Origin of the sequence: Nocardiopsis sp. LDBS1602 (assembly GCF_035818715.1) — a bacterium.
GTDB classification, from domain to species: Bacteria; Actinomycetota; Actinomycetes; order Streptosporangiales; family Streptosporangiaceae; genus Nocardiopsis; species Nocardiopsis alba.
In genome coordinates this window covers 659,577-683,130 of sequence record NZ_JAYLVW010000003.1, presented here as the reverse complement: position 1 = coordinate 683,130, position 23,554 = coordinate 659,577, and the positions used below count along the sequence as shown (strand labels likewise).

24 protein-coding genes are annotated in these 23,554 nt (G+C 70.1%); 2 read left to right on the top strand and 22 right to left on the bottom strand.

The features are described from left to right. Positions 1-350: 350 nt before the first annotated feature. The 20 genes from lysX to dacB form a co-directional block, all read right to left on the bottom strand. Entirely contained in the window at positions 351-1,853 is a 1,503-nt protein-coding gene (gene lysX / locus U9J66_RS15080; RefSeq protein ID WP_014909234.1) for a bifunctional lysylphosphatidylglycerol synthetase/lysine--tRNA ligase LysX, read from the bottom strand. Between the two features lie 105 nt (positions 1,854-1,958). Beyond that, the gene (locus U9J66_RS15075) at positions 1,959-2,741 is read right to left on the bottom strand and encodes a type III pantothenate kinase (RefSeq protein ID WP_014912894.1); all 783 of its coding nucleotides are present in this window, start codon (positions 2,739-2,741) and stop codon (positions 1,959-1,961) included. A gap of 64 nt (positions 2,742-2,805) precedes the next feature. Next, the gene (locus U9J66_RS15070; protein ID WP_326337963.1) at positions 2,806-5,400 is read right to left on the bottom strand and encodes an L-aspartate oxidase; all 2,595 of its coding nucleotides are present in this window, start codon (positions 5,398-5,400) and stop codon (positions 2,806-2,808) included. Positions 5,401-5,528: 128 nt separating this feature from the next. Beyond that, positions 5,529-6,407: a pantoate--beta-alanine ligase gene (gene panC / locus U9J66_RS15065; RefSeq protein ID WP_014912489.1), complete on the bottom strand. Its 879-nt coding sequence runs from the start codon at positions 6,405-6,407 to the stop codon at positions 5,529-5,531. A gap of 65 nt (positions 6,408-6,472) precedes the next feature. Continuing rightward, complete coding sequence (locus U9J66_RS15060; protein ID WP_014909730.1) at positions 6,473-7,357, bottom strand: Rossmann-like and DUF2520 domain-containing protein; 885 nt, start codon at positions 7,355-7,357, stop codon at positions 6,473-6,475. A 253-nt stretch (positions 7,358-7,610) separates the two neighbouring features. After that, a complete protein-coding gene (locus U9J66_RS15055; RefSeq protein ID WP_014910087.1) occupies positions 7,611-7,841 on the bottom strand; it encodes a hypothetical protein in 231 nt (76 codons plus the stop codon). A 426-nt stretch (positions 7,842-8,267) separates the two neighbouring features. Beyond that, positions 8,268-8,510, bottom strand: a complete 243-nt coding sequence (locus tag U9J66_RS15050) for a chaplin family protein (protein WP_014911011.1) — start codon at positions 8,508-8,510, stop codon at positions 8,268-8,270. 239 nt (positions 8,511-8,749) lie between these two features. Further along, the gene (locus tag U9J66_RS15045) at positions 8,750-10,162 is read right to left on the bottom strand and encodes a PH domain-containing protein (RefSeq protein WP_326337962.1); all 1,413 of its coding nucleotides are present in this window, start codon (positions 10,160-10,162) and stop codon (positions 8,750-8,752) included. A 111-nt stretch (positions 10,163-10,273) separates the two neighbouring features. Then, positions 10,274-10,768: a PH domain-containing protein gene (locus U9J66_RS15040; protein WP_042282618.1), complete on the bottom strand. Its 495-nt coding sequence runs from the start codon at positions 10,766-10,768 to the stop codon at positions 10,274-10,276. 189 nt (positions 10,769-10,957) lie between these two features. Continuing rightward, complete coding sequence (locus U9J66_RS15035; protein WP_014909887.1) at positions 10,958-11,437, bottom strand: DUF3180 domain-containing protein; 480 nt, start codon at positions 11,435-11,437, stop codon at positions 10,958-10,960. Continuing rightward, positions 11,437-11,976, bottom strand: coding sequence for a 2-amino-4-hydroxy-6-hydroxymethyldihydropteridine diphosphokinase (gene folK, locus U9J66_RS15030; protein ID WP_041561834.1), 540 nt, complete (start codon positions 11,974-11,976; stop codon positions 11,437-11,439). Before folK ends, U9J66_RS15035 begins: the two co-directional genes overlap by 1 nt. After that, positions 11,970-12,341, bottom strand: a complete 372-nt coding sequence (gene folB, locus U9J66_RS15025; protein ID WP_017534628.1) for a dihydroneopterin aldolase — start codon at positions 12,339-12,341, stop codon at positions 11,970-11,972. Before folB ends, folK begins: the two co-directional genes overlap by 7 nt. Next, the gene (locus tag U9J66_RS15020) at positions 12,341-12,787 is read right to left on the bottom strand and encodes a nuclear transport factor 2 family protein (RefSeq protein WP_014909990.1); all 447 of its coding nucleotides are present in this window, start codon (positions 12,785-12,787) and stop codon (positions 12,341-12,343) included. Before U9J66_RS15020 ends, folB begins: the two co-directional genes overlap by 1 nt. Then, complete coding sequence (folP, locus tag U9J66_RS15015) at positions 12,784-13,689, bottom strand: dihydropteroate synthase (protein ID WP_026125013.1); 906 nt, start codon at positions 13,687-13,689, stop codon at positions 12,784-12,786. The genes U9J66_RS15020 and folP overlap by 4 nt, the downstream gene beginning before the upstream one ends. Before the next feature lie 91 nt (positions 13,690-13,780). Continuing rightward, a complete protein-coding gene (folE, locus tag U9J66_RS15010) occupies positions 13,781-14,371 on the bottom strand; it encodes a GTP cyclohydrolase I FolE (protein ID WP_234305769.1) in 591 nt (196 codons plus the stop codon). Then, complete coding sequence (gene ftsH, locus U9J66_RS15005; RefSeq protein WP_161111169.1) at positions 14,368-16,368, bottom strand: ATP-dependent zinc metalloprotease FtsH; 2,001 nt, start codon at positions 16,366-16,368, stop codon at positions 14,368-14,370. Before ftsH ends, folE begins: the two co-directional genes overlap by 4 nt. 252 nt (positions 16,369-16,620) lie before the next feature. Beyond that, positions 16,621-17,175: a hypoxanthine phosphoribosyltransferase gene (hpt, locus tag U9J66_RS15000; RefSeq protein WP_014911073.1), complete on the bottom strand. Its 555-nt coding sequence runs from the start codon at positions 17,173-17,175 to the stop codon at positions 16,621-16,623. 98 nt (positions 17,176-17,273) lie between these two features. After that, a complete protein-coding gene (gene tilS / locus U9J66_RS14995) occupies positions 17,274-18,245 on the bottom strand; it encodes a tRNA lysidine(34) synthetase TilS (protein ID WP_326337961.1) in 972 nt (323 codons plus the stop codon). Then, positions 18,242-19,321, bottom strand: a complete 1,080-nt coding sequence (locus U9J66_RS14990; protein WP_161112419.1) for a zinc-dependent metalloprotease — start codon at positions 19,319-19,321, stop codon at positions 18,242-18,244. Before U9J66_RS14990 ends, tilS begins: the two co-directional genes overlap by 4 nt. A 133-nt stretch (positions 19,322-19,454) precedes the next feature. Beyond that, entirely contained in the window at positions 19,455-20,810 is a 1,356-nt protein-coding gene (gene dacB / locus U9J66_RS14985) for a D-alanyl-D-alanine carboxypeptidase/D-alanyl-D-alanine endopeptidase (RefSeq protein WP_326337959.1), read from the bottom strand. 76 nt (positions 20,811-20,886) lie between these two features. Here dacB and U9J66_RS14980 point away from each other — a divergent pair, with 76 nt between their 5' ends. Further along, positions 20,887-21,402 (top strand): inorganic diphosphatase, encoded by a 516-nt coding sequence (locus U9J66_RS14980; RefSeq protein WP_014910277.1) that lies wholly within the window; start codon positions 20,887-20,889, stop codon positions 21,400-21,402. Between the two features lie 105 nt (positions 21,403-21,507). Here the strand turns inward: U9J66_RS14980 and U9J66_RS14975 are convergent, their stop codons facing one another. Continuing rightward, complete coding sequence (locus tag U9J66_RS14975; RefSeq protein ID WP_014910770.1) at positions 21,508-22,041, bottom strand: RNA polymerase sigma factor; 534 nt, start codon at positions 22,039-22,041, stop codon at positions 21,508-21,510. 118 nt (positions 22,042-22,159) lie between these two features. Next, entirely contained in the window at positions 22,160-22,402 is a 243-nt protein-coding gene (locus U9J66_RS14970) for a hypothetical protein (RefSeq protein ID WP_014913478.1), read from the bottom strand. Between the two features lie 458 nt (positions 22,403-22,860). Between U9J66_RS14970 and U9J66_RS14965 the strand changes: the two genes are divergently transcribed. Continuing rightward, entirely contained in the window at positions 22,861-23,544 is a 684-nt protein-coding gene (locus tag U9J66_RS14965; protein WP_017534621.1) for a hypothetical protein, read from the top strand. Positions 23,545-23,554: the final 10 nt, after the last annotated feature.

Sequence of the window (23,554 nt, the reverse complement as noted above, 5' to 3'; positions counted from 1 at the left end):
CATGGGTGATCACCCGGAGACACTGGGCCATAAAGTCGTGGAAGGCGTTGCGGCCTTTCCCTCCTGACCTGCGTGAACGATATCCCCCGAGAGACCTCTTCCTCACCCGAACGGGAAGAACGGAAAAAGTCCTCTCTGTCCGAGAGGCCATCACGTTCTGGCCCGGAGTTCGCTCCACATGGCCGAAAGGTGAGCCATATCGCGTGCCCCACACCATGGGGCGGGAGGGGATCGGTATATGGAAGGGGCCACCGCGTCCATGACGCGACGGCCCCTTCCGGGTCTTTCGGTCCTCCCCTATGGGGATCCGCTTCGCATCCGTTCGCCCGAAAGCGGACGGACGTTCTCGGTCACTCCCCGGAGGGCTTCACGATCGGGAAGAGAACGGTCTCCCGAATGTTCTTTCCGGTGAAGGCCATGAGCAGACGGTCGATACCGACGCCCACACCACCGGTCGGCGGCATTCCGTACTCCAGGGCCCGCAGGAAGTCCTCGTCGAGCTGCATCGCCTCGGGGTCGCCCTCGGCCGCCATCAGCGACTGTTCGGTGAGGCGACGGCGCTGCTCGACCGGGTCGACCAGCTCCGAGTAGCCCGTGCCCAGCTCCATCCCGAAGCCGATGAGGTCCCACTTCTCGGTGAGCAGCGGGTCCTCGCGGTGCTGACGGGTGAGGGGGCTCGTCTCCAGCGGGTAGTCGCACACGAAGGTGGGCTGGATCAGCGTGTGCTCCACCAGCTCCTCGAAGATGTGCTCGACCAGCTTGCCCTGGCCCCAGGCCGGGTCGAACTCCACATCGCGGGCCTCGGCCAGCCGCCGGACCTCCTCGATCGGCGTACGCGGGGTGACCTCGGCGCCGACCGCTTCGGACACCGCTCCGTAGAGGGTGATCCGCGGCCATTCGCCGCCCAGGTCATAGGTCCGACCGTCGCGCTCGACCATGGTGGTGCCGAAGGCGGCGAGCGCCGCGTTCTGGATGAGTTCGCGGGTCACGTCCGCCATGACGTTGTAGTCGGCGTAGGCCTGGTAGAACTCCAGCATCGTGAACTCGGGGTTGTGCGTGGAGTCCGCGCCCTCGTTCCGGAAGTTCCGGTTGATCTCGAAGACCTTCTCCAGCCCGCCCACGACCAGCCGCTTGAGCGACAGCTCCGGCGCGATGCGCAGGTACAGGTCCATGTCGTAGGCGTTGATGTGGGTGGTGAACGGACGCGCCGTGGCGCCACCGTGCACCCGCATCAGCATCGGGGTCTCCACCTCGATGAAGTCGCGGTCGCTCAGCCCCTCGCGGATCGCCCGGATGGCGGCCGAACGACGGCGCACCATCTGCTGCGACTCGGGGTTGACGATCAGGTCGACGTAGCGCTGCCGGACCCGGGCCTCGGGGTCGGTGAGACCCTTGTGCTTCTCCGGGAGCGGACGCAGGCACTTGGCCGTGAGCGTCCAGGAGCTCACCAGGATGGACAGCTCTCCGCGGCGCGAGGTGATGACCTCGCCCTCCACACCCACGTGGTCGCCGAGGTCGACGTCGGCCTTCCAGGCGTCGAGACGCTCCTTGCCGATCTGGTCCAGGGACAGCATGATCTGCACGTCCCCGGTCTCGTCGCGCAGGGTGGCGAAGCACAGCTTGCCACCGGTGCGGTAGAGCATCACACGGCCGGCGATGGCGACCTTGTCCCCGGTGTGGGTATCGGGCTCCAGGCCCTCGTGTTCGTCGCGCACGGGACCGATCGACGCGGTCCGCGGGAAGTTCACGGGAAAGGGGTCGATGCCCTCCTCCCGGAGACGGTCCAGTTTCTGTCGCCGGACCCGCATCTGTTCGGGCAGGTCGTCGTAGGTGTCGTCGTGCGCGTCATTCACGGCCACGATCCTACCGGCGTCGGGCACCCCGGCCGAACGGAGACGACGGGGCCCGGTCCGACCCCGCGGTGTCCGAGGACGTGCGGGGCCGGACCATCGGGCGGGTCAGCCGACGTTGCGTTCGAAGACCAGGCGCAGCCCCGTGAGCGTGAGCCAGGGTTCGTGGACGTCGACGGTCTCGCATTCGCCGATCACCGTGCCCGCGAGACCACCGGTAGCGACGACCGTGACCTCGTCGGGGTTGTCGGTGAGCTCGGAGACCATCCGGTCCACGATGCCGTCGACCTGTCCGGCGAAACCGAAGACGATCCCGGACCGGAGGGCCTCCGTCGTGTTCTTGGCGATCGCCGCGCGCGGCCTGACGATCTCCACCATGTGCAGCTGGGCGCCCCTCCGGGACAGGGCGTCCACGGAGATGTCGATGCCCGGGGCGATGGCCCCGCCCACGTACTCGCCCTTGGCGCTGACCGCGTCGAAGGTGGTCGCGGTCCCGAAGTCCACCACCACGCTGGGGCCGCCATAGAGGTGATCGGCGGCCAACGCGTTGATGATCCGGTCGCTGCCCACCTCCTTGGGGTTGTCCATACGGATCGGCACCCCGGTCTTCACCCCCGGTTCGACGATCACCGCGGGCAGGTCTCCGAAGTGCCTGCGGAACATCTCCCGCATCTCGTGCTGGACGGAGGGGACCGAGCAGCACATGGCGATGCCGTCGACCTCCCCCAGGTCGCTCAGGGCACTACCGCCGATGAGCCCGCGCAACACCACGGCCCACTCGTCCGCGGTACGCCTGGTGTCGGTCCCCACCCTCCAGTGTTCGAGAAGATCGTCGGAGTCGAAAAGCCCGAGCACCGTCTCGGAGTTGCCGACATCGATCGCGAGCAGCATTCTGGGGGCCTCATCCTTGGTCGTCGTGGTGCCTACCCAAGGAATCTTCCACCACGTAGGGCCTTCAGAACAGATCGAGCGCGATATCCAGCGCGGGGCTGGAGTGGGTCAGGGCCCCGACCGCCAGATAGTCGACACCGGTGGCGGCCACCTCCGCGGCCACGTCGAGGGTGAGTCCACCGCTGGACTCCAGTCGTGCCCGGCCGTCGACCAGGGCGACCGCCTCCTTCAGCCGGTCCGCGGGGAGGTTGTCCAACAGGATCTCCTCGGCCCCCTCCGCCAACGCCTCCTCGATCTGGTCGATCCGGTCCACCTCGACCTCCAGCGGAAGCCCGGGGAAGCGCTCGCGGATGGCACGGACGGCCGCGCCCACCCCTCCGGCGGCGACCACGTGGTTGTCCTTGATCAGACCCGCGTCGGAGAGGCAGTAGCGGTGGTTGACCCCGCCTCCGCAGCGCACTGCGTACTTGTCCAGGGCGCGCAGGCCCGGCGTGGTCTTGCGGCTGTCGCGGATCCGGGCACCGGTGCCGGCGACCGCGTCGACCCAGGCGCGGGTGGCGGTGGCGATGCCGGACATGTGGGTGAGCAGGTTGAGGGCGGTGCGCTCCGCCGTGAGCAGGTCGCGGCTGCGGGCGGTGACGCTCATGAGGACGTCGCCGCGCGCGACCGTGTCGCCGTCGGCCACCTCCCGGGTGACCTCCAGGGCCCCCTCGGCGACCAGCCAGAACACCAGCTCGGCCAGAGGAAGCCCGCTGATCGTGCCGTCGGCGCGCGCCACCACCTTCGCGGTGCGGACCTGGTCGGCGGGGATGGTGGCCACGGTCGTGACGTCGATGCGCGGTCCGGCGGTGAGATCCTCGCCCAAGGCGCGCAGGACGGTGTCCACGTGGGACTCGTGCGGGGCCGTCCAGGGCAGTGTGAACTCGGATCGGGCCCCCGGGTCGGGGTCCGGTCCGGCGAGCGGGAGGGAGATGGAGTCGAGTTCGGCCACGAGGGAGGCCGGGAGCGAGGGTCGCCGCTCCTCGTCGGTGGTCACGGTGATGTCCCCTTCTTCCAGTCGGACGATCACGGGTCGCGTACGCGACCCTGGTCGAGGTTCGGGCGCGTCGGAGCGCTGGTGGGATCCCCGGCTCTCCTCACGGCCCAGGGCGGCCGCGGCCACGAGGCGGGCCACGGTGAGCAGGTTGGTGGTCTCCCAGGCGGCCGTGTCGGGGACGGCCGGCCCCGGCTCCGCCGCGAGGGCCTCCAGTTCGTCGACCAGGGTCCGCAGCCCTCCCCCGTCGCGCAGGACCCCGGCGTGCCGGGACATCAGGGTTCTGACACGGGGTGCCAGCGAGGGCGAGGCCAGTGTGACGGTGGACCCGGTCGTGACGGCCGAGGTCGGAGCGGCGCCGGGCTCGGTGGCGAGGCGGGCCGCGATCCGGTCGGCGTACACCAGCCCCTCCAGGAGGGAGTTGGAGGCCAGGCGGTTGGCCCCGTGCACACCGGTCCGGGCGACCTCGCCCACGGCGGACAGGCCGGGAACGCCGGTGCGTCCGTCGACGTCCACCTCCACGCCTCCGGAGGCGTAGTGGGCCGCGGGGGCGACCGGGATCGCCTCGGTCAGGGGGTCGATGTCGTGGGCCCGGCAGGAGGCGAGGATCGTGGGGAAGCGCCGTTCCCAGGTGGCCCGACCGAAGTGACGGGTCTCCAGGTAGACGTGGTCGGTGTTCTGCTCCGCCATCACCCGGGCGATGGTGCGGGCCACCACGTCGCGAGGGGCGAGGTCGGCGAGTTCGTGCACGCCCCGCATGATCCGACGACCCTCACCGTCGACCAGGTAGGCGCCCTCACCGCGCAGTGCCTCGGAGATGAGGGGCTGACGACCGCGCGCCTCCGCTCCGAGCCACAGCACGGTGGGGTGGAACTGGATGAACTCGAGGTCGCGCAGGCGGGCTCCGGCGCGGGCCGCCAGGGCCGGACCGTCTCCGGTGGACACGGGAGGGTTGGTGGTGGCGGCGAAGATCTGGCCCATGCCACCGGTGGCCAGGACCACCTCGGAGGCCAGGACCGAACCCACACCGTCGCGTTCGCCCTCGCCCATGACGTGCAGGGTGACCCCCTGGACCCGGCCGGTATCGGGGTCCCTGAGCGTGTCCAGGGCCAGGGCGCGCTCGACGATCTCGATCCGCTGCTCCTCACGGACCGCGTGGACGAGGGCACGCTGGATCTCGGCCCCGGTGGCGTCGCCGCCCGCGTGAGCGACCCGGTCGGCGCGGTGGCCGCCCTCACGGGTCAGGGAGAGGTCCCCGTCGTCGTCACGGTCGAACTCGGCGCCCACTCCGATGAGCCAGCGCAGGGCGTCCGGGCCCTCGGTGGCCAGGAGGTTGACCGCGAGCGGGTCGCACATCCCCGCCCCGGCCATGTGCGTGTCGACCATGTGGGCGACCGGACCGTCCTCGGGCGCCATGGCGGCGGCGATCCCGCCTTGGGCGTAGGCGGTGGAGCCGGTGGACAGCCGGTCCTTGGTGACCAGGACGACGCGGCCCGTGTCGGTGCGTTGGACGTAGCGCAGCGCGGTGCTCAGGCCCGCGATGCCCGAACCGACCACCACCACGTCGGTGTGGAGGGCCCATCCGGGTTCGGGGGCGGGGAGGCGGGTCTGTCTGTCAGAACTCATCCGGGGTCTCTTTCGCGCGTCACCGCCGAAGGTCCGGGAGGGGTGACCACCGGGAACCTCGATCGGAGGGTTCGTCCGGGCGTCCCGTCGACGTCCGGGTCCGGGGACGGGCCCCGGGAACCGCACTGCTACAGGGTCACCGACACGTTGTCGATGAGTCGGGTCGCCCCCACACGGGCGGCGACGGCCAGGACGGCGGCCCCCCTGTGGTCGGCGGGCGCCTCAGCGAAGGTGGCGGGGTCCACCAGGGCGAGGTAGTCGGGTTCCACCGGGGGTGTGGCGCGGGACGCCTCGTCGAGGACGGCCCGGGCGGCGGCGCGTACCGCGTCGGCCCCCGCGTCGGCCGCGTCCGCCCCGGCGCGCAGGGCCCGGGAGAGCGACAGGGCGCTCGCCCGCTCGGCGTCGTCGAGGTAGACGTTGCGGCTGGAGGAGGCCAGGCCGTCGGGGTCGCGCAGGGTGGGCGCGCCCACGATCTCCACCGGCAGGTTCAGATCGACGACCATGCGGCGGACCAGGGCGATCTGTTGGGCGTCCTTCTCGCCGAAGACCGCCAGGTCGGGGCGGACCAGCTGGAAGAGTTTGGTGACCACCGTGAGCACGCCGGTGAAGTGCCCGGGACGCGAGGCGCCTTCCAGACGTTCCCCCATGGGGCCGGCGTCGACGGTGACCATCTGCTCGGCGGGGTACATGGTCTCGACCTCGGGGGCGAAGACCACGTCGACCCCCTCCTCGCCGCAGACGGCGAGGTCGGCCGGCAGGTCGCGCGGGTAACGGTCCAGGTCCTCGCCCGGACCGAACTGGAGCGGGTTGACGAAGACACTGACCACCACGGTGTCGGCCTTCTCCCGGGCCAGACGCATGAGGGTCCGGTGCCCTCCGTGCAGGGCTCCCATGGTGGGGACCAGGGCCGTCCGACCCCGGCCGTCGAGCGCCCGGCGCAGCTCCGCCGGGGTACGCGCGACGAGGGGGCCCTCGGTGGTGGGCCGCTGCGGCGTGGCGTCGGTCATCGGTCTCTCCGTGATGGTGTTCTGCGATCGCGCGCGTTCGGCGCGCGTGGGTCGGATGCCCCGGTTCAGCGCCGCAGGACGTCGAGCAGACGCGCGGCGTCCTCGGGCTTGAGCAGCCCCGCGTTGATGGCGAGGTCCGCGGTGAGCCGGGCGAGTTCGACGTAGCTCGCCACGCTCTCGGGCGCGTTCTCCCGTAGCTGCTCGATGTGGCCGGCGACGGTTCCGGCGTCGCCGCGCAGCACCGGGCCGCTGAGTCCGTGGATGCCCAGGCGCAGGGCGTTGTCCAGGGCCGCGCTCAGCATCGGGGCGAGCACTCTTCCGGGTTCGGGGACCCCGGCGGCGGAGAGCAGGGAGGCGCTGTCGGCGACGAGGGTGACCAGATGGTTGGCGCCTCCGGCGAGGGCCGCGTGGTAGAGGGTGCGCTTGTCCTCGGCGATCCACACGGGTTCGGCGCCCATCTCGACCACGAGGGCCTCGGCGATGGGGCGCAGCTGGTCGGGCGAGGTGACCCCGAAGGCGCAGTTCGCCAGTCTTTCGACGTCCTCTTCGCGTCCGGTGAAGGTCATCGCCGGGTGCAGGGCCAGGGGGAGCGCCCCCGCGATGGTGGCGGGCGCCAGGATCCCGTAGCCGTGCGCTCCACTGGCGTGGACGAGGATCTTGCCGCGCAGGTCGACACCGGTCCCGGCGAGCCCCTCCACGAGATCGGGGAGGGCGTCGTCGGGGACGGTCAGCAAGACGAGATCGGCGGCCTCCACGACCCGAGCGGGTTCGAGGATCCGCGCGGTGGGGAGACGACGCTCGACCCGGGCCACCGACTCCTCGGAGACGGCACTGGCCGCGACGACCTCGTGTCCGGCCCGGCTCAGGGCGACGCCGAGGACGGAACCGACACGACCGGCCCCGATGACGCCGATCCGCAGCCGCGCCGGGCGCTCCTGTGTCGTCTCCATGTGCTCCGTGTCCTCCCCTGATCCGGCACGGCCGTGACTCCCGCGCCGTGGTCTGAGCACACGATAGCCCTCCCGGCCCGGTGACCTGCCGGCCCGCCCCCGGACACACGAGAACGGGGGCGGGCTCGAAGCCCGCCCCCGTTCCGTCCCTCGGTCCGCCCGTCCGCCTCGCGGTGGCGTTCGGGAGGCACCGGTCCCGGGCCGCCGTTCAGGGGTACGGGGAGGCGACCCGGTCTCCGGTTCCGGTCCGAGGTCAGTGCTGGATGATCACCCCTGCGTTGTAGCAGGAGGCCAGGGACTTACCGAGCACGGCGTTGGCGTTGCCGCAGCCCTCGTTCTCGGCTTCGAAGTCCTTGATGTAGGTGTTGTTCCCACTGGCGTTGGAGCCCCAGGCTCCAGGGTGCGCCGCGGCCGGCGTGGCGGAGAGGATGACCCCGGCGGAAGCGAGGGTCAGGGCACCGACTGCGAGCGTCTTCTTCAGCACTACGTGTCTCCTTAGCCGTCCGGTCGGGGGGACCGCCGGACTCGCGGTGTTCCTCCTCGACGTCATGGTGACGCCGAGGAAGAAATTACCGACGAACGGCGCCGGAGAACATGCCTTGAGCTGCATCGATCACAAGAAATCCGCACATGTTCACACTGAGTGTCCGATTCCTCGGGGGCCGATGCGGACAAAGGGAGAGACGTCATCTCATGTCCCTGTGCGCAGCGTCACCGCTTTTCGAGGTTCCAGACCCGCGACAATCCCGATTGTGGACGGCCGGTCCGTTTCCGCTCGAACACGGGAAAGGCGCCATCCCGTTCGCACGGAATGGCGCCTCACACGGAAAGCTCTCGGACCCCTATCGGAGGGACCGGTCGGGACGTCTCCGACCGGCGTTCGTTCGATCGGGCCGAGCCGCCGCGGCTACTACCAGTTCTTCACGGTGGCGCCGGAGTCGATGCAGTTGGCGCCGGAGACGCCCAGGATGGCGATGGAGTTGCCGCAGACGTTGATCGGCACGTCCAGGTCGGCGACGAGCTGGTTGCCGCCCAGGATCGAGCCGTTGCCGGAGGTGAACACGTCACTGTTGGCCATGGCCGGGGAACCGGCGAAGAGAACACCGGCGGCGGCAGCGGTGATGGCGGTGGCGGCGAAGGCCTTCTTCAGCATGAGAATCTCCCGTCAGGACCGTTCGGCGGGGGTGCCAAACGGTCGAAACCGTTGACGATGTGTATGACAGTGAACACTCGCCGTGTTCAGTCACCATTTAGCCATACTCAGCCGCCTCGCGTGGCCGGAATTCCGAAGAGATCGCCACCCCTGACCAGGAGAAACCACCCATAGTGAACAGACATGTCGGACATGCAACCCACAACCGGAACCACATCATCCCCTAGATGTGACACACGTCACAATGCCTCTCCGGGGGTGTCACCAGGGGTTTCCTCCGTTTTCTCGTCTTCGGAAGGGGCCGGCCCCCGCTCCGCGCGCATCGTCGCCCGTGTCGCCCACCGTTCCGTTCCCGCCGAAGGCACCCTGGCACGCCTTCCGTACTCGGCCAGGGCGTTCAGGAAGCGTCGCCCCTCCTCGGCGTCCCGGTCCGCGGCCCGCGCGGCCACCGGGCCGGGCGGGGTGTCCACGTCCACCGTGGCCCTCCCCCGCCATCTGGCCAACGGCCCCGCCGACAGCCGCAACGTCTGCATACGCTCCACCGGGACGATCTCCGTCACCCGGCAGAACAGCCCGCGGACGCTCACGAACAGGTGCTCGTCCACCCCCGCCGCGCTCGGCAACCTCTCCCGGTTGACCACCAACGGCACCACGGCCGCCTCGCTCCCCGGGAACATCTCGTTCACCAACGTGAACGCCCGGCTCCTCGGCGCCACCGGCAGCAGGTCGGACGAATCCCCCTGACGGGCCCCCGCGTAACCCGCCATCGTCGCCTCGACCCTGGCCACGCCCAGGGCCCGCCACAGCAGCGGTTCCACGATGCGCACCGCCTGGACCCGGCCCGGCGGGATCGTCTGCATACGACGCTGGAACATGCCGTACCGCAGCCGCAGGCCGTCCGGGGACAACGACGCGTAGAAGTCCGTGTACCGGGCCAACGGGCCCCAGTAGTAACGCAGCAGCCCCAGGGCCAACGGGACCACCGCTCCCAGCACCCCCGCCTCCAGGAACACCACGAACGCCGTGCCCAGCATCAACAACAGGATGAAGGCCAGCAGGATCGGCACCCGGAAGGTGAGCGCGCCCAGCAGCAGGGGGAAGGGCAACCGGTAGAAGGGGCGTTCCGGAGCGTCCGGGGAGCGCCCCGGCAGGCCGGCCGCGTGGGCGAGCACCGCCGTCCGCATCCGTTCGGCGAGCTCCCGCGGCAGGTAGTGGAGACGGATCGCGCTTCCGTCCCCGCCCGCCAATTCGATGCGCAGCTCCGCCACCCCGAACACCTGCGTCAACAGGGGGCGGACCACGTCCACCGCCTGGAGCCGGCTGAGCGGGATCTCGCGCGAACTGCGCAGGAACAGCCCCCCGTGCACCACCAGGTGGTCCTCACGGAGCCCGAAGGTGCCGTACCACCAGGAGGGCAGGGCGTAGGCGAGGGCGCCGAACACCACCGCCACCGCCATCAGCAGCACCCAGGCGTAGCCGAAGGTGCTCAGAATCGGCCCCACCAGGGCCACGAACACCAGGGTGACCGCGATGACCCGCACCGGAACGATCATCCAGTGCGAACGGAACACACCCGTGGTGACGTCGTCGCCCGGCCTCGGCGGCGGAGGAGGAGGAGGAGGCGCCCCCTGCCCCGGTCGGGGCGGAAGCATCGTCGGGTTCCGAAACGACGGCGGATACGGGAACCCCGCCGGAGGAGGCGGAGGAGGGGTACCGCCTCCGGGCGGCACCCACCCCGGCTCGTGCTGAGGTGGTCCGTGCACTTACAACCCCGTGGAGAAACTCTCGCTGCGCGCCGCGAGCCGGTCGCGCAACTGGACGGCCTCGGACAACGGGAGCCCCACCACACGCGTGTCCGCGGCGCTCGCCGCCGTTCGCACACGCACCGTCGCGATCCCCAACGCCTGCTCCAGCAGGTTCGTGGTGACGTCCACGACCTGCATACGCCCGTAGGGGACCACGACCAGCCGGCGGACCAGAACCCCGTAGGACAGGTACAACTCCGCGGACGCCTCCGCGTACCCCCACGAGCGTTGGGAACTCCCGGCCAGGAACCACAGGGCGACCCCGGCCACCAGCCACAGTCCGAGCCACACGCCGAGCGCCCACACGGGCAGCCCCCACAGGAGCGCGAGCACGCCTCCACCCGCGCCGGCGGCAAGACAGACGGCCACCGACTCCAGACGCAGGTACCAGGCCAACCCTGTCGGGATCCTCCTCCAGGGAACGCCCTCCGGGGCGGCGAAGGCCACGTCCACGGAACGCCGCGGATTCGACGGCCCCGCCTCGGTCTTGGGTGTCGGTTCACTGGTCTCCACGGGCTCAGTCAACCATCAGCGGACGATCCCCGACCAGAACCCGGGGCTCCGGGGGTTTCGGGTCGCGCTCGGGCGAGGAAGGAGACCGGGCGGGTCGGACCTCGATGCCTGGGAGTCGGACCTCGGCGCCTAGGAACGGTCCTCGTCGTCTCCGCGGTCCTCGGGGACACGGCAGGCGTGCTCCAGGTAGAGGGCCGCGGCCAGCAGCAGCCCCGCGGTGAGGGCGGTGCCCAGGCAGGTCAGGAACACGGCCCGATGGGTGGGCAGGGCGAGGTGGTCGGTGACCGCCAACGCCATGCCCGCGAAGAAGCCCAGGGCGAGCGCGGCGAAGAGCGTGCTGGCCTTGGCCAGGGCCAACAGACGCGCGGCGCTCAGCGGCTCCATGGGTTCGGTACCGGGCTCCCGGCGGATCCGTCGGGACGTGCGCCTGGCCGTGAACGCCTCCGCGAAGGCCAACAGCAGCAGGGTCGGGATGGCCGACCACGGCAGCACCGGAAGCCCGCTCACCGAGTTCGCGACGAACAGCCCGGCGAGGGCCCCGAGCGCCGCCAAGGCGGCCGGGACACGCCACCCCGTAGGGGCGAGCGTGCCCCTGCCGTCGTCGGGCATCAGCGTTCCGCCTCTCCCGGGGTTCGAAGCCTCAGGTCGTCCCTGCGGGTCAGCTCCTGTTCGCCGGCCGTGTCCTCCTCCTCCACGGTGGCGAGCAGAGCCGCGACCGGGCCCCGGCCGGGCACGATGGCCGCGGGGTCGGTGTCCAGCCAGGGACGGAGGACGAAGGCGCGCAGGTGGGCTCGCGGGTGCGGAAGGGTCAGGACCGGGTCCTCGTCGACGGTGTCCCCGAAGGCGATCACGTCGACGTCCAGGGTGCGGGGACCCCAGCGGACCTCCCGAACCCTCTCGAAGGCCCGTTCGGCGTCCTGGGCCCGTTCCAGAAGCCCTCGCGCGGTGCCCGGGGTGTCCACGACCAGGACGACGTTGAGGAAGGCCCCCTGTTCGGGACCGCCCACGGGCGCGGTCTCGTAGACGGGTGAGAGCGCCACCGCCGTCGGGGCGTCCGGTCCGGCCAGGAGGTGGTCCACGGCGCCCTGGAGCGTCGCCCTCCGGTCCCCGAGGTTGGAGCCCAGGGAGAGCACGGCACGTGTCACCATGAGCCCCTCCTTCCCCGTGTGACGGTGACCGACACGTCGGCGAACTCGTGCTCGATGGGGGCCGACGGCTTGTGCACGGTCAATTCCACCCCCTCCACGATCGACTCGCTCATGCACTCTGCGGCGAGCCGTTCGGCGAGCGTCTCGATCAGGTCGACCGGGTCGCCGGTGACGATCGCGACCAACCGGTCGGCGAGCAGACCGTAGTGCACGGTGTCCTCGACGTCATCGGAGGCGGCCGCGGGGGCGGTGTCCAGGTACAGCACGGCGTCGACCACGAAGTCCTGGCCCTCACGGCGCTCGAAGTCGAACACGCCGTGGTATCCCCGGGCCCGCAGCCCGCGGAGCGTGATGCGATCCCGCATCAGTCCTCGACCTCCGCCTCGTCGTCGTCCTCCATCAGGACGGGGGAGGCGTGGTGGGACCACAGGCGCCAGCCCTGGTCGGTGTCGACGAACAGATTGGTGGTGACCACCTGGCCGCCCGCGACGAACCCGGGGCTGCCGTCCTCGGCGGTCAGCACGTTCTCCTCACAGGTCACCATGGCGATGTCGCCGCCGACCCCGATGTGGGTCTCGGTGAGGACGTACTGGATGTAGGTGACGTTGGCCATGATCAGGGACCAGGCGCGCATGATCTCGGTGCGACCCCGCAGCAGCGGCCACCCGGGGTTGACGCACACCAGATCGGGGGCCTCGTGCTCCTCGGCCCACACGGTGCGCATCAGGTCGATGTCGCCGTTCTCGATGGCGCTGTAGAACTGGGCGTTGGCCTCGGCGACGCTCTCCATGACCTCCTGACGGGACTTCACAGGCCGCCCCGGTCCATGATCTCGGCGCGTCCTCCGTGGAGGGCCGCCCCGCCGTCGGACCAGGCCGCGGCGACCCGGACGGCGTCGGCGTTGGGGCGGACGTCGTGCACCCGCACCGCCCAGGCCCCCCTGTCCGCGGACAGGGTCGTCAGAGCCGTCGTGGCGGCGTCGCATTCCACGAAGGGGCGCTCCTCCCCTTTGCCGTCGCTCAACAGACGGCTGAGGAAGCGCTTGCGGGAACCGGCGACCAGAACCGGCCGGCCCAGTTCGTGGAAACGTTCGAGTCGGTGGAGCAGCGCCCAGTTGTGCGCCCGTTCGGGACGTTTGGAGAATCCCAGCCCCGGATCCAGAACGATCTGCCCGGGGTCGACACCTGCACTGATCATGGCCTCCATACGGTCGCGGAGCTCATCGAGGACCTCCTGGACGACATCCGTGTACACGGCACGGCTCTCCATGTCATGACTATGCCCACGCCAGTGCATCAACACGTAGGCCACACCGGAAGAAGCGACCAATCGTGCCATCTCGGGGTCGGCCAGACCACCACTGACATCGTTGACCAATACCGCTCCGGCGTCGACCGCGCGTGCCGCGACCTCGGCCCTCATCGTGTCGACGCTGACGGCGACCCCCCGCGCGGCGAGAGCCCGGACGACCGGTTCGACCCTGCGCAGTTCCTCGGACGCCTCCACCCGTTGGGCGCCGGGGCGGGTGGACTCGCCGCCCACGTCGATGATGTCGGCCCCCTCCTCGACCAGGCGGAGTCCGTGTTCGATCGCGCGCCCGGGATCGAACCACGAACCGCCGTCGGAGAAGGAGTCGGGGGTGACGTTGACGACCCCCATGACCAGGCACCGCCCTCGGTCGGGCAGCCCCGGAAGTGTGTGTTTCGGCGCCATGCGCCTCACCCTACGCGTACGACGAGGGGCCGGAAGCACGCGGCTCCCGGCCCCTTCGAAGGTGTTACACGGGTCTCTCCCCGAGAGGCGCTCAGCGCCGGTCGAGGATGAGGCTCATGGCCTCGGCCCGGGTGCGGTCGCTGCTCCGGAAGATCCCCCGGACGGCCGAGGTCACCGTCTGGGCACCGGGCTTGCGCACACCGCGCATGGTCATGCACAGGTGCTCGGCCTCGACCACCACGATCACGCCGCGCGGTTCGAGGTGCTCCATGATCGCGTCGGCGACCTCGCCGGTCAGACGCTCCTGCACCTGGGGACGGCGGGCGTAGACGTCCACGAGACGGGCGAGCTTGCTGAGCCCGGTGATGCGGCCGTCCTCCCCCGGGATGTAGCCCACGTGCGCCACTCCGTAGAACGGGACGAGGTGGTGTTCGCAGGTCGAGTACAGCTCGATGTCCTTGACCAGGACCATCTCCTCGTGCCCGGCCTCGAAGACCGTGGTGAGCACGTCACCCGGCTTCTGGCCGAGACCGGCGAACTGTTCCTCGTAGGCCCGGGCGACCCGGTCGGGGGTCTCCAGGAGACCGTCCCGATCCGGGTCCTCGCCGATCGCGATGAGGATCTCGCGGACGGCGCGGGCGACACGCTCGCGGTCCACCGTTCTAGGGGGTAGTTCACTCACGTCTGTTCTCCCTCGTCACCCGTCGAACCCTGGGCCCGTTCCTCGTGCTCGGATCCCCTGACGTCGGATCCGTTGAGCATCGCCAGTTCCTTCTTGGAACGCACCGGAGGCCGGTCGGAGGGCTGACGCTTCCCGTAGCCGGTGTAGGAGCCTCGCGCGGGACGCTTGCCGACCGGCGCGAAGACCTCCAGGACCTCGTCCTTGGTGAGCGTCTCCTTCTCCAAGAGCTGCACGACCAGCTCGTCGAGCACGTCGCGGTACTCGACGAGGACCTCGTAGGCCTCGTCGTGCGCGGACTCGATGAGGCGGCGCACCTCCTCGTCGATGACGGAGGCGATCTCCTCGGAGTACTCGCGGGCGTGCGACATCTCGCGACCCAGGAACGGCTCGCTGTTGGCGGTGCCGAACTTGCGCGCGCCCAGACGCTCGCTCATGCCGTACTCGGTGACCATGTTGCGGGCCAGGTTGGTGGCCTTGTCGATGTCGTTGCCGGCACCGGTGGTGGGCTCGTGGAAGACGAGCTCCTCCGCCGCGCGACCACCGAGCATCATCGCCAGCTGGTCCATCATCTGCGAGCGCGAGGTGAGGAACTTGTCCTCGGTCGGCACCGACATGGTGTAACCGAGGGCGCGACCGCGCGGCAGGATCGTGATCTTGTGGACGGGGTCGGCGTTGGGCAGCGCGTGGCCGACGAGGGCGTGACCGCCCTCGTGGTAGGCGATGACCTTCTTCTCACGGTCCGACATGACCCGGGACTTGCGTTCGGGTCCGGCCATCACGCGTTCGATGGCCTCTTCCAGGACGGCGTGCGTGATGACCTTGTTGTCGGCTCGCGCGGACAGCAGGGCGCCCTCGTTGATCACGTTGGCCAGATCGGCACCGGTCATACCGGCGGTCTGGCGGGCGATGACCGCGAAATCGACGTCGTCGGCCATCGGCTTGCCCTTGGAGTGGACCTCCAGGATGTCGCGACGACCGTCCAGGTCCGGGCGGTCCACGACGACCTGACGGTCGAAGCGGCCCGGGCGCAGCAGGGCCGGGTCGAGGATGTCGGGACGGTTGGTGGCGGCGATGAGGATGACCCCGCCCTTGACGTCGAAGCCGTCCATCTCGACCAGCATCTGGTTGAGGGTCTGCTCGCGCTCGTCGTGCCCGCCGCCCATGCCGGCGCCGCGGTGGCGGCCGACGGCGTCGATCTCGTCGATGAAGATGATCGCGGGGGCGTTGGCCTTGGCCTGCTCGAACAGGTCGCGCACACGGGAGGCGCCGACACCGACGAACATCTCGACGAAGTCCGAACCGGAGATGGAGTAGAACGGGACCCCGGCCTCACCCGCGACGGCGCGCGCCAGCAGGGTCTTACCGGTTCCGGGCGGCCCCATGAGCAGAACGCCCTTGGGGATCTTGGCGCCCATCGACTGGAACTTCTCCGGGTTCTGGAGGAACTCCTTGATCTCGTGGAGCTCCTCGATGGCCTCGTCGGCCCCGGCCACGTCCGCGAAGGTGTTCTTGGGCGTGTCCTTGGTGATGAGTTTGGCCTTGGACTTGCCGAAGTTCATCACGCGAGAGCCGCCGCCCTGCATCTGGCTGAAGATGAACCAGAAGATGACGATGATGATGATCAGCGGCAACAGGCTGAAGAGCGCCGTCGTCCAGATGGGCGTCGTGGCGACCGAGACCTGGTAGCCCTTGAGCTCGCTGTCCGGGTCGGCCTTGGACTCCTGGAGCTTGTCGGCGAGCTCCAGACCCTGGCCCTCGACCCAGTAGGCCTCGTAGATGTCACCATCGGTCGTGGTCAGCTCGATGCGCTGGTCCCGGTCGATGATCTCGGCCTCGACCACCTTGTTCTGGTCGATGTACTCGACCACGGTGGAGGTGTCGATCTCCTCCGGCTGCGGACCGCCACCGACATCGAACACGCGAAAGCCGATGATGAGCATGAGGGCGACGGCCAGGATCCATATCCACGGGCCGCGGAAAAAACGCTTCAGATTCATGTGAGAGGAACCCTGCCGGCTCCGTCCCTCCTGACCAGGCCGCCCCGCCCCAGAGGAGTTTTCCGAAGCAGGACCTATCGGACACGTGCTCCCTGCGATGACGCCGGGATATTCGACGGTACACCTCGCCGTACCGGGCGGGCGCACCGCTCAGGCCGGACACGGGGCCGTCATGAACGCAACGACGGCATCCGTTCCGTTGTTCCCGAGCCGGCCCGCGGGACCTCGGCGGACACGCGGGCCGGCACGAGACTACTTCTCGTAGACGTGCGGAGCGAGGGTGCCGATGAACGGCAGGTTGCGGTACTTCTCCGCGTAATCCAGCCCATATCCGATGATGAACTCGTTGGGCAGGTCGAAGCCGATGTACTTGACGTCGAGGTCGACCTCGAAGGCCAGCGGCTTGCGGACCATGGTGCAGACCTCGACCGACCGGGGGCCGCGCGAACGCAGGTTGCCCACCAGCCAGGAGAGGGTCAGACCGGAGTCGATGACGTCCTCGACGATCAGGACGTCGCGGTCCTTGATGTCGGTCTCCAGGTCCTTGAGGATCCGCACCACGCCGGAGGACGTGGTGCCGGCCCCGTAGGAGGAGACCGCCATCCAGTCCATCGAGACGGGGGTGTGCAGCACCCGGGCGAGGTCGGCCATGACCATGACCGCGCCCTTGAGCACACCGACGATCAGCAGGTCGCGGCCCGCGTAGTCGGCGTCGATCCGCTCGCCCAGCTCGGCCAGGCGCGCCTTGATCTCTTCCTCGGTGACCAGGACCTTCTCCAGGTCCTCGCCCATGTCCTTCGCGTCCACGCTCACGTCCTCGCTGATGGATTCCCCGTTTGCGGCAACCAGGATAAACGTGCCGAACACGGCGATGGTGCGGGACCGGTGGCCTTCGGTGTCCCGGCTCAGCGCTCGAAGAGGATCCGCCCGGCCGCCCTACGGCCGCGTACCCCGCCGGGCAGGTCGATGTGGGACTGGCCACGCCACTCGGTGACCAGTCGGTCGAGTTCGCGCACGTGCCGGGCGGCCAGGTCGGTGGCGGGGCAGCCGGCGTCGAGGGCGGCCGCCCTCAGCACACGGGTGCGCAGAGCGGCCTCGGCCCGCTCCAGCGATGCCACGTCCAGGCCCCCTCCCTCCGATCGGGCCCGCTCGCGCAGTTCGACGGCGAGGGCGTCGAGGGCGTCGGCGTCGTCCCGGAGCATGCCCGCGGTCCTCGCCAGGGCGGCGGTGATCCCCGGCCCCAGCGCCTTCTCCAGGGCGGGCAGCGCCTCGTGTCGGACCCGGGAACGGGCGAAGCGGGGGTCGTGGTTGTGCGGGTCCTCCCAGGGATCCAACCCCATCAGCAGACATGCCCGACGGACCGTGGCCCGGTCCAACTCCAGCAGCGGCCGGTGATGGACGTCCCCGCGCGCCGCCATCCCGGAGAGGGAACGGGCCCCCGACCCGCGGGCCAGTCCCAGCAGGACCGTCTCCGCCTGGTCGTCGAGGGTGTGTCCGAGCAGGACCGCGGCGGGGGCGTGCGCGCGGGCCGCCGCGTTCAGGGCCCGGTAGCGGGCGCGTCGGGCCGCGGCCTCGGGGCCGCCCGCCCCGGTCACCCGCACGGTCTCGACCATGACGGGCGCCAGCCCCAGTCCGCGCAGGGTCCCGGCCACGGACTCGGCGCGCTCGGCCGAACCCTCCTGGAGCCCGTGGTCCACGGTGACGGCGCCGGCGGTACGCCCGACCCGGGGCGCCTCGAAGGCGAGCGCCCCGGCCAGGGCCAACGAATCGGCCCCGCCGCTGCACGCCACCAGCACGGTGGTGTCCTCGGGCAGGGCACGCAGAACCCGCCGCACCGCCGAACGTACGGCGGCCACGGCGGGGGGAGGCCCGCTCACTCGGTGATGACGGCGGGCCGCACGACCCGCTCGATCCACCGCGAGGGCTGACGGATCTCCTCGATCGTCGGCAGCGTCTCGGGAGAGGTCCACACCTTGTTGAACTCGGCCATACCGACCTGCGCGACCACCTGGCGGACGAAGGAGGCGCCCTCCTCGTACTGCTTCATCTTCAGGTCCATGCCCAGAAGCTGTCGCATGATCCGGTCGAGCGGGTTGGAGGTCTCGCGCCGCTTCTGGAAGCGGGAGCGGATCCTCTCGACCGAGGGCACGACGTCGGGGCCGACCGCGTCCATCACGTAGTCGCCGTGCCCCTCGGCCAGGCTCATGACCGCGGTGACCCGATCCATGAGGGCGCTCTGCTCGGGCGTCTGGAAGGCGGTGAGCAGGTTGCCGTCGCCGCCGCGCACCGCGTCGGCGACCGCCTCGCCGGCCTGCCTCAGCCGGTCGATGAGGTCGGAGGCGTCCATCTCCGTGGACAGCAGCAACTCCTGCATGAGCTGCTGGACGTGACCCCGCAGCCACGGCGTGGCCGTGAACTGCATGCGGTGGGTCTCCTCGTGCAGGCAGACCCACAGGCGGAAGTCGCGGGGATCGACGTCGAGTTCGCGCTCGGTGTTGACGATGTTGGGCGCCACCAGGGTCAGTCGCCCGGTCGGCGAGTGTCCGTCGGGGTCCGGCGGCAGGAACAGCTCGTACTGGCCGAGGACCTTTCCGGCCAGGTAGGCCAGGACCGCGCCGAGCTGCACCCCGGTGATCCGGGAACCGACCGCGCCGGCCAGGTTCCCGGCCGGACCGCTGTTCAGCCGGTCGGCGCCCATCTGTTGGAGTACGGGTTCGAGTACCACTCGGAACCCGTCGACGTTGGCTCGAATCCATCCGGGACGGTCCACGATGACCGCGGGGCCCGAGGGTTCGAGGGGGTTCATTCCGGTGAAGTCGCGCACGTGCCCGGCCGCCACGCCGGAGAGCTCGCGCAACTGCGCCACGGCCTGCCGCGCGTCGGACAGGTCCACCTGCGGCCCAGGGCGCACGAGGCGGACACCGGTATTGACGGCTACGTCCCAGTCGATCACAGTCACACCGTCAGCCTACCCACGGAGAACGCGGGGGCACGGGGATCAGGGCTCTATTTCAGGGCAGACCCCGGGTTCTCCCCGAGCCGACCCGAAAACCCGTCGGGGCCCGTGCCCCTCGCGCGTGCGCCCGTCACGAACAGCCGCAGCGGCTCAGCGCGGCGGCGAGCGTGTCGAGTTGAGGGCCGGTCGCCCCTTCGCTGTTGGCCATGAGGGCGAACAGGAACACGTTGCCCTCCTGGTCGTGCACGGTGCCGGCCAGAGTGCTCACTCCATCGAGGGTGCCGGTCTTGCCCCGGACCATCCCCGCGGCGTCGCTCGAGGTGGAGTACTCGGAGTAGCGTCCGGCCAGGGTCCCGGTCGAGTGCGCGGTGGGCAGTCCGGTCAGGGTGGCGTTGAGCGCGGGGTCCTCCGAGGCCGTCCGGACCAACCGGACCAGGGCCCGAGGGGTGATGCGGTTCTTGGTGCTCAATCCGCTGTTGTCCGACAACCTCACCCCCTCGATGCCCAGGTCCTCCATGACGCGGTGGGTGGCGGCCGCCGCGCCCGGGAAGTCCGGTTCCTCGCCCATCTCCAGGGCGGCGATCCGTCCGAGGGCCTCGGCCATGTTGTTGTCGCTGGCCAACAGCATGAACTCGACCAGGGAGCTCACCGGAGCGGACTCCGCGGAGGCGATGGGCTCTCCCACGGAGTCGGCCTCGTCGGGTTCCCCCTCGACGGTCAGCCCGGCCAGCTCGAGCTGGTCGGCGAAGGCCTCGGCCGCGGCCTTGGGCGGGTCGGGAACGCGGGTGGACACGTCCGGGTCGACCCGGCCCTGGTCGACGAGCAGGGCGTGGATGGTGGCGGTGCTGCCCTCGGTGACGTAGTTGGGCTTCCAGCCCGGACCGGTGTCGGGACCGGTGAAGAGGGAGTCGTCGTATCCCACGGTGACCGTGTCGAGCCCCAGACCCGCGAGGGCGGTCGCGGTGTCCTCGGCGAGCTCCTCCAATGTGGCTACCTGCGGGTAGGCTGCTGAATCGGCCGTGACGGTCAAGGTCGCGTCGCCCGCGCCTCGGAGCACCACTCGGTTCTCCGCCGGATCGAGATAGACCTCGGTGTGGAGCACGTGGTCGGGGCCGACCGCGTTCAGAACGGTGACGGCCGTGGCGATCTTGGTCGTCGACGCCGGGGTCACCGGGGCGTCCGCGTCCCGTTCGAAGAGGGTGTCTCCGGTGAGGCCGTCGACCACATAACCGGAGAGGCCGTCCTCGAGCCCGGAGGATGACATGGGATCATCGAGGATGTCCGCGATCCGTTCCGGATCCGCCGGAGTCGGGGCCGTGGTCTCCACCGCCGCCGCGCCATCGGCACGTGTGACGGGATTGGGCACCGCCGGAAGCGGTCGTGCCTCGATCACGTCCAGGGCGACGAACCCGGTGATCAGCACGAATATGTTGAGCAGGGCCAGCGCGAGGAACGCCTCGCCTCGTACCCGTCGCACCCGGGGCACCTGCCCTTCCTTCGGTGTCGCGGCCTGACGTTGTAGTTATACGGCGACATTAGTCGCATTGGGAGCCGAGATCAGCATGGAATTCGACGTTACGATCGAAATCCCCAAGGGGGAACGCAACAAGTACGAGGTGGACCACAAGACCGGTCGTATCCGTCTCGACCGCATGCTGTTCACCTCCACCACCTACCCCGCCGACTACGGTTTCGTCGACGGGACTCTCGGAGAGGACGGGGATCCTTTGGACGCCCTCGTCCTGCTGAAGGCTCCGACCTTCCCGGGCTGCCTCATCCGCGCGCGCGCCATCGGCATGTTCCGTATGCGCGACGAGGCCGGTGGTGACGACAAGCTGCTGTGCGTTCCGGCGACGGACCCGCGCATGGAGCACCTGCGTGACATTCACCACGTGAACGAGTTCGAGCGTCTCGAGATCGAGCACTTCTTCACCGTGTACAAGGACCTGGAGCCCGGCAAGTCCGTCGAGGGCGCCAGCTGGGTCGGTCGTCACGAGGCCGAGCAGGAGATCATCGCCTCGGTGAAGCGTGCCGAGGAGGCCGGCGTGCACGGCGACTCCTCGCACATCACCTCGTGACCGGTCGCCGCGCCTGTCTCGGCACCCGGTGAGTTCCGGCGGGTCGGAGTGTTCCCGGGGGCGAACGCCCTCGCACGAGCCCTCCGACCCACCGGATCCGACCTCCTAGTCGGCTCCGGTCAGGAAGAGCACCAGCAGCGCACCGGAGAGCATGAGGACCAAGGGGACGAACACCGAGACCGACGTGCGGGCCAACACGTCGCACGGCCCCGGCCCTAGAGGGAAGCCCTGATCGTCGAACCGGCCCGCCCGGACCGCCACGTGCGCCCGATACCCGTCCAGCTCCGGCCCGTTCATCCCGTTGAGCACCAGGACGCGGACCAGGTCGTCCCCTCTCGAAGAGACCGTGTGCTCCGGAGGACGATCCCCCCAGACACAGTCGCGATGACGCTCGCACTCCGTCTCGGCCAACGCGTGCAGCCACTCCCCCAGCCGACCGTCGTCCACCAGTCGCACACTGTGCGCCCGAGCGACGATCAGAGTGTCCCGAAGCACGACGTGCGCGGCGTCGCGATCCCCCAGGTTCCGGAGACAGTGCCGGTAGAGCTCCTCCCCGTACGCGTCGAGAAGCCACGCGTAGACCTCACCCGTCGGGGTGGGTCCGGAACGCAGGGCGTGGAGGAGGTCCCGGTCCGTCATGAGTTCAGAATCTACGCCGCGCGCCCCGTGAAGCCGCCCGGTTCTCCGAAAGACGCGTCCCCCTCCCCCTCGGCCGTACGCGTCGTCCGTCGAAGGTGGCCCTTCGCCGCCGGGGACCTCAGTCGTCATCGGGAGGCCGCCGGGGTTCCGGTCCTCGCGGCGGGTCGTGCGGCCCCTCCCTGTGGACGGATCCGTCCCGGGAACGTTCGTCCGTGAAGAGCAGCCCCGCGTACCTGGTTCGCAGCCACAGCAGCACGTAGGTGAGCACGGTCAGGAAGGAGACCAACAGAGCGGCCTCCGGCCCCAGGAACCCCAGGGCCATCACGCCGGCGGCGACCACCACCAGGGCACGCACCAGCACACGCGCCCACCGGCCCTGTACCTCGGGGGTCAAGGCTGCCCTCTGGGAACGGACGGCTGCACTGCCACTCCTGTCGCTACGGCTGTACTGGGAAGTGGATCCCGGGGCGACGAGAAGGCCGCTCTCTCGGGTTCCACATGTCACCACCACGGGGCCCGCGCCGCAACACGCCCGGGATGTCTCCGCGGTGAGCGGTTCGACACGCGTGATTCCCGGCGTTCGCTTGACGCACCACCGGCTTTGCTGGTCTGCTTACCTCCATGTATCCGCGCACCCGCACCAACGCCATGGCTCGTACGGCCCCCTTCGGGGCCTCCTGCCTGCCGGCCTGTGCGGCGTGTCCGTGTTGTCGTCGCTGAGCCGCGCCACCGGGGTCCACATCGTTCGACCCCGCACGACCGACCTGTGAACGGCCCCCGCCTTTCGGTGTGAGACGGCCGTGAACGGAGTCCACTCGGGTGACGCCCCTCTCCGGACGCGCGTTCGGAGAGACCACCCTCACCGCCTCGGAGCCCTCGTGGCCCCATGACGACATCTCCACGGCCCTTCCTCACGCGAAGCGCCGTGTACACGTGAAGGATCCTCTCACGATGCCCCAGCAGTCCTCCGCGCCGACCGCCGATCGTCCCACCGCCGTCGGGCACGCTCCCCGGCCTCGCACCGCGCCCGTCTCCCTGGACGGGATCGGCGACGTCGTCGACGCCGGACGTTCCTCCGGCTACGCCCACCTGGACGCGCGCGGGCTTCCGACGCTCGGACAGGTGGTCACCGCCGCACGCGCCGCGGCGGCCTCGCTCCACCGACCCACCCTGTGGCCGAGCCGTCGTGGGAGCTGGCAGCCCGCACCGCGCTCCACCCGCCGTCGGGTCGGGGGACGATTCCGGGTGACCACCGTAGCCCTCGAACCGAACGGGTTCGTCCCCGGCCCCGTCCCGCGCTCCGAAGGGCCGCACGCGCTGGAGGTGCTGTGCCTGGTCAGGGGGCGCGCCCACCTGATCGCCGCCGAAACCGACGGACGGATGCTCTCGGCCACCGAACTGGCCATCGACCGGGCCCGTGTGGTGGGCGGTGGTGGCGGGGAACGTCGGCACCTGGTGAACACGGGGGACGAGATCGCGGTGCTGGTCCGGGTCACGGCCTGAGGCTCCCGCC

Coding starts and splice junctions, on each gene's coding strand:
- U9J66_RS15075 (WP_014912894.1), bottom strand. CDS start 2,741: ATGCTGCTCGCGATCGATGTCGGCAACTCCGAGACGGTGCTCGGGCTT.
- U9J66_RS15070 (WP_326337963.1), bottom strand. CDS start 5,400: ATGAGTTCTGACAGACAGACCCGCCTCCCCGCCCCCGAACCCGGATGG.
- panC (WP_014912489.1), bottom strand. CDS start 6,407: ATGACCGACGCCACGCCGCAGCGGCCCACCACCGAGGGCCCCCTCGTC.
- U9J66_RS15060 (WP_014909730.1), bottom strand. CDS start 7,357: ATGGAGACGACACAGGAGCGCCCGGCGCGGCTGCGGATCGGCGTCATC.
- U9J66_RS15050 (WP_014911011.1), bottom strand. CDS start 8,510: ATGCTGAAGAAGGCCTTCGCCGCCACCGCCATCACCGCTGCCGCCGCC.
- U9J66_RS15045 (WP_326337962.1), bottom strand. CDS start 10,162: ATGCTTCCGCCCCGACCGGGGCAGGGGGCGCCTCCTCCTCCTCCTCCG.
- U9J66_RS15035 (WP_014909887.1), bottom strand. CDS start 11,437: ATGCCCGACGACGGCAGGGGCACGCTCGCCCCTACGGGGTGGCGTGTC.
- folK (WP_041561834.1), bottom strand. CDS start 11,976: ATGGTGACACGTGCCGTGCTCTCCCTGGGCTCCAACCTCGGGGACCGG.
- folB (WP_017534628.1), bottom strand. CDS start 12,341: ATGCGGGATCGCATCACGCTCCGCGGGCTGCGGGCCCGGGGATACCAC.
- folP (WP_026125013.1), bottom strand. CDS start 13,689: ATGGCGCCGAAACACACACTTCCGGGGCTGCCCGACCGAGGGCGGTGC.
- ftsH (WP_161111169.1), bottom strand. CDS start 16,368: ATGAATCTGAAGCGTTTTTTCCGCGGCCCGTGGATATGGATCCTGGCC.
- U9J66_RS14980 (WP_014910277.1), top strand. CDS start 20,887: ATGGAATTCGACGTTACGATCGAAATCCCCAAGGGGGAACGCAACAAG.
- U9J66_RS14975 (WP_014910770.1), bottom strand. CDS start 22,041: ATGACGGACCGGGACCTCCTCCACGCCCTGCGTTCCGGACCCACCCCG.